This window comes from Streptomyces spongiae (genome assembly GCF_009377185.1).
In the GTDB taxonomy this organism is placed as follows: domain Bacteria; phylum Actinomycetota; class Actinomycetes; order Streptomycetales; family Streptomycetaceae; genus Streptomyces; species Streptomyces spongiae.
In genome coordinates, this window is record NZ_VJZC01000639.1 from 1 (window position 1) to 5,497 (window position 5,497).

2 protein-coding genes and 2 pseudogenes are annotated in these 5,497 nt (G+C 73.6%); all 4 read right to left on the bottom strand.

Annotated elements, in window-relative coordinates; genetic code table 11:
• Positions 1–163: pseudogene (locus tag FNH08_RS43505) on the bottom strand (N,N-dimethylformamidase beta subunit family domain-containing protein); the annotation flags it as partial.
• Between the two features lie 450 nt (positions 164–613).
• Positions 614–2,629 carry a hypothetical protein gene (locus FNH08_RS43510; protein ID WP_152777034.1) on the bottom strand — a complete coding sequence of 672 codons (2,016 nt, stop codon included), beginning with the start codon at positions 2,627–2,629 and terminating at the stop codon, positions 614–616.
• A gap of 385 nt (positions 2,630–3,014) precedes the next feature.
• Positions 3,015–4,280, bottom strand: a complete 1,266-nt coding sequence (gene purD, locus FNH08_RS43515; RefSeq protein WP_322726399.1) for a phosphoribosylamine--glycine ligase — start codon at positions 4,278–4,280, stop codon at positions 3,015–3,017.
• A gap of 182 nt (positions 4,281–4,462) precedes the next feature.
• A pseudogene (locus tag FNH08_RS43520) lies at positions 4,463–5,497 on the bottom strand (DNA polymerase III subunit gamma and tau); the annotation flags it as partial.

Consider the following 5,497-nt stretch of genomic DNA (forward strand, 5'->3'; position numbering starts at 1 on the left):
ATGCGGTGTCGTTCTGGTCGACGTACCAGGGGACGATCTGGCCGCTGTCGTCGAAGTACGTCTCGGCACCCCGGAGCCAGGGGACCGGGCCCTGGCCGAAGGGGTCCGTCACGGCATGTGCGAGTGCGCCGGACTCCCAGCGGCGGATCCTCTCAGACCCCATACGTGCTCCCCTCCCTCGTGCCCCCGTTGTTCTGCGTTGGCCGTTTGTTCTGCGCTGGCCGTTTTTTCTGCGTTGGCCGTTCGTTCCGCGTTGGCCGTTCGTGGTGGCTCTGGTGCTTGTGGCGGCGGTGCTTGTGGCGGCGGTGCCTCTGGTGCTTGTGACGGCCGGTGGTACAGCCCGCGTGCTCCGAGCCCGTACGGGCGGCTCCCGGGCGGCTTGCGGCTCGGGGGCGGCTCGGGTGGCGGTTCGGCGTACACCGATCCGTCTATGCCCGTGCCATGTGCGCGAACGATCCCAGCACATCACATTACGCACGCGCTCCGTCACCGTTCGTCGTGAATTGACGTGAACGGAACGTGGGGCTCCGCCCAAAGGTGGGGTTCCGCTTGCCGCGTGGGGGCGGTGGGGCATGTGGTTCTCGCGCTGTGCTCTCGGGCCGTGCTCTCGCGTTCAGACGAGGCGGACCGGCTTCTCCGGGCGGACGCCCAAGTGCCGGAGCCAGTCCCGGAGGGGGTCCGGGTCGCCGTCCTCGACGAGGGTCAGGACCCGCGGGGCGAGGTCGACGGCTCGCTCGCCGTTGATCAGCAGGGACGGGCCGTCCAGCCAGTCCAGCCCCGGTACCGCGCCGGCCGTGTCCATCGCGGCGCAGCACACCATCGCCGTGACGTGGTCGGTGAGGAGCTCGCGGCCCGTGCGCGGGGGTTGCAGGGGGAAGAGCGGCAGCATGTCGTCCCACAGGGCTCGGTCCGGGCCCTGCGGTTCCGCCGCCGCGCCGCCGGGCCCGGTCGTCGTGCCCGCCAACGCCTCTTCCCGGGCCACCTCGGCGCTCAGCCCGGCCGCCACCGCGGCCGCCTGCTCACTGCCCAGGGCGAGGTCGTCGCCGAGGCTCGCGAGTGCGTCGGCTGGGTCCGGGGGCTGGGCCTCACCGCGCCCGACCGCGCCCCTGGTGCGCTTGGCAGACTCGTCCCCCTCGGCGTCGCCGTGCGGCCGTTCCCCCTCGTGACCGCCCCGGCCCTCGCCTCCCTCTGCACCCCCGAGCAGCGCCCCCGGCTCAACTCCCCGGACCGTCAGGTGGTCCAGCACCCGGGCCAGGGTCGGCCCACCGGGGCTGCGCGCCCCCGATTCCACCGCCTGCCGGACTCCGAGGGCGTCCAGGACCCGGTGGAGCCGGGCCGCGTCCGTCCGCCACTTCCGGTCGACGACCTCGTCGGGGTACTCACGCCAGTCCACCGGAGCCCAGTCCGGCCCGGTCTCGGCGGGGCCGCCGTGGAAGAGGCGGGCGGCGAGGAGGGACGCGGCCTCGTCGACCACACCGGGCTCCTCCAGGAGATCGCAGGCCGGCCGCTCGCCCAGCCGGGAGGCGAAGCCCTCGGCCAGGCGGTCCCGACGGGACAGTTCCGTGAGGGCCGCGACGACGCCCGCGTCGAGGCGCGAGGGCCAGCGGCCCATCCGCCACGCCGGCAGCGCGACCCGGGTGAGCAACCGGTCCCAGCCCGCGTACGCGAGGCCGACCTGCTCCTGGGCGACGATCCGCAGACCGTAGTCCACAGTCTGTGCACGCTCGGCCGCCGCGGCCGCCACACCTCGCTCCATCTCGGTCGCGTGGCCGCGGCAACTGCGCAGCAGCAGTCGGGCCACCCAGCCCACACCGGTCAGCACTGTCCGGACCAGGGGCCCACGTGCGGGTGCCGTCGTCACGGCGACGGCCGCGTCCAGCCCCCGTACGAAACGGCGGGCGGCGGCTATGTCCGGGTGGGCCGACGGCCCCGTCCCCGCGACGACGGGAGCGAGGACCGCGCGCAGTTCCCCGACCCGCATCCACCACAGGAAGGGGGAGCCGATCACGAGCACGGGTGCGGTGGGCTCGCCGCGTCGGCCGGGAGTCGCCGTACCTCTGCCTATGCCGCCGCTTCCGCCACCTCCGCCGCCTCCGCCACCTCCGCCGCTGATGGCCGACACGCCGTCCGGCACGCCTCCCGTCACGCCTCCCGCGCCGGCCGTTCTGTCGGTCGGGTCACCGCTTCTGTCAGGCCGGTCACGCTCCGGCGACGGCTGCGGGCCGTGCGAGCGATGGGTGCGGTCCTCCAGCCAGCTGTCGCAGTCCGGGGTGAGGGCTATCGCGGAGGGCGCCGGAACGTCGAGCCGGTCGGCCAGGTCCCGCACCAGGCGGTACAGGTCGGGGGCCGACTTCTCGGCGATCGGGACCGTGGGGGTCGTGGCGGGCCTGGCACGGGCGACGACGAGCGCGATGCCCGTGGCGCAGAGGAGCACGACGGCCGCCAGCACCGCCATGATCCAGCGCGTCACCGGCCAGCCGCCGCCGGTGATGTGGCCGGTGCTCCCGCCGACGAACAGCACGACGGCGGCAGCCGCGGGCAACAGGGCGACGGCCACCGCCCGGCTGCGGATGCGCAGCACGGCGAGGGCCCGGGAACGCGCGGCCTGCGCGCCCACCTCCACACCCATACCGGTCACGACCGGCCGTCACCCCCTACCGTCCCGACTGTCCCGACTGCCCCGACTGCCCCAGAAGTGCCGACAGTCCCGACTGTCCCGTACACCGTGCGGCGCCCGCCGTGACGGTGTCCGTCACCGCGCTCGCCTCCGGATGGCCTGGCGTTGCTCACTCCCCCACTGTGGCACCCACCACTGACACCGCAATGCCGGGTGGGCCATGTGCCGGACCGCTTGCGCCGCACCCTAGTTGGGGCTTTTGGGCCCCGTCAGCCGGATGGGCCATCGGTCACTCGATGGAATGGCTCTGGGGAGAGGTGGATGACGCTGGGCAAGCATGGGGCCCCGGATTCCCAGGGGAAACCGGGGCCCATGAGCAGGGAGAGAACGCCCGGGGTCACTCGGCCCCGTGCGCTCCGGCCGCCGCCTTCGCCGCGATGTCACTCCGGTGTTGCGAACCGTCGAGCCCGATGCGCCCGACCGCCGCGTACGCCCGCTCGCGGGCCTCGGCCAGGTCCGCGCCGACCGCCGTGACGGACAGCACGCGGCCGCCCGCGCTCACCACGGTGTCACCGTCGCGCTTGGTGCCGGCGTGCAGGACGTACGCCTGCGGGGCGTCCTGGGCCGCCACCTCGTCGAGCCCGGTGATCGGGTCGCCGGTACGCGGGGTGCCGGGGTAGTTGTGCGAGGCCACGACCACGGTGACGGCCGCGTCGTCGCTCCAGCGGAGGGGTTCGAGGTGGACAAGAGTGCCCTTCGCGGCGGCGAGCAGGACGCCGGCCAGCGGGGTCTTCAGCCGGGCCAGGACCACCTGGGTCTCGGGGTCGCCGAAGCGGGCGTTGAACTCGATGACCCGTACGCCACGGCTGGTGATCGCCAGACCCGCGTACAGCAGACCGGAGAACGGTGTGCCGCGGCGCCGCATCTCGTCGACCGTCGGCTGCAGCACGGTCTGCAGTACCTCGTCGACCAGCGTCGGGTCGGCCCAGGGGAGCGGGGAGTACGCGCCCATGCCGCCGGTGTTCGGCCCTTCGTCGCCGTCCAGGGCACGCTTGAAGTCCTGGGCGGGCCGGAGCGGGACGACGGTCTCGCCGTCGGTGATCGCGAACAGCGAGACCTCGGGGCCGTCGAGGTACTCCTCGATGACGACGCGCTCGCAGGCGTTCGCGTGCGCCGTGGCCTGCTCGATGTCGCTGGTAACGACGACGCCCTTGCCGGCCGCGAGACCGTCGTCCTTCACGACGTACGGCGCCCCGAACGCGTCGAGGGCTTCGTCGACCTCGGCGGGCGTCGTGCACACGTACGAACGGGCCGTGGGCACGCCTGCTCCCGCCATCACCTCCTTGGCGAAGGCCTTGGAACCCTCCAGCTGAGCGGCCTCCTTGGAGGGGCCGAAGCAGGGGATGCCGACCTCGCGCACGGCGTCGGCGACACCGGCGACGAGCGGAGCCTCCGGCCCCACGACGACCAGTTCGGCGCCGAGCTCCGTGGCCAGCGCGGCCACGGCCTTGCCGTCGAGGGCGTCGACCTGGTGCAGCTCTGCCACCTCCGCGATTCCCGCGTTGCCGGGGGCGCAGTGCAGGGCGGTGACATCGGGGTCGAGGGACAGGGAACGGCACAGGGCGTGTTCGCGGGCGCCGCTACCGATGACGAGGACCTTCACGGGGGTCAGCCTAACCGGAGCGGGGGCCTGCCCTTGTAGGGGATGCCCAAGGGGGCGGGGTGGAGGGCTTGTGGGTTCGTCCTAAGGGGCCTGGAATCCGCGCCGCCGATGACCCCGATGGCCCCTCTACCTCGATCCCCCGCTATTCGTTCCTGTTCGCTCCCATTCGTTTCTATTCGCTTCTATTCGTTGGTGAACTCCTCCACCACCGTCGCGCCCAGCTCCCGCACGATCAGCTCGTGCCCGGAGAGGGCGGACTCGTCGAGGTCGGGATCGTCGTCCTCGGGCATGTCGTCCTCGGGCGAGATGGGCGAGGGCTCCGGAGCGGGGCGTGATGGCGTGGGCGCCGACGCGCCGGCCGTAGCCGGTCTGCCCTGTCCTCCGCCTGACGCCGGTCCCGCCTGGGACGACGGACGCGATGCCTGCGCCTGTGCCGGCCCGGAGGACTGGGGCGCGGAGGGACGCGGCGACGAGGCGGGGGCACCGCCGTATCCGCCACCGCCACCGTATCCGCCGGCGCCGTAACCACCCGGACCGGCCGAACCACCCCCGGCCCCCGGCGAGGGCGCCGAACCGCCCGACGGATCGATGACCGCCTCGATCTTCCAGTGCACGTTGAACTGCTCGGACAGCGCCTGCCGCAGTACGTCCTCGCTGCCGCTGCTCGCGAAGTTGTCCCGGGCCCCGACGTTGACGAATCCGATCTGAAGGGTGGTGCCGTCGAAGCCGGCCACCTGGGCGTTCTGGCTGAGCAGGATCCAGGTGAACCGGCGGCGGTTCTTCACCGCCTCCAGGATGTTCGGCCAGAGCGTGCGGGGGTCGATCCCTCCGCCGACGGGAGCGGAGCCGGGGGAAGGTGCGGGCGCGGCCGCAGGACCGGGCCCTGGGCCTGGCCCGGAAGCCGCTACCGGCCGACCTCCCTGGCCACCCTGACCGCCGTTTCCTCCTTGTGCCCCGCCGGGCCCCCCACCCGCAGGAGCCGCTGTCGGCCAGCCGCCGGGTCGTCGGCCACTGCCTGCGGGGGCCGCGGTGGGCCAGGAGCCGGGAGCAGCGGGAGCGGCAGGTGCGGTCGATGCTGGAGGAGCGGATGGTGCTGCAGGAGCGGACGGTTGCTCGGCGGCCGGCGCGGGCGCCGATGCCGCGGCAGGCGCCTCCGCCCCCGTCCCCGGGCCCGTATCGGACGTCGTGGGTGGGGCGGGCTGCACGGCACCGACCGG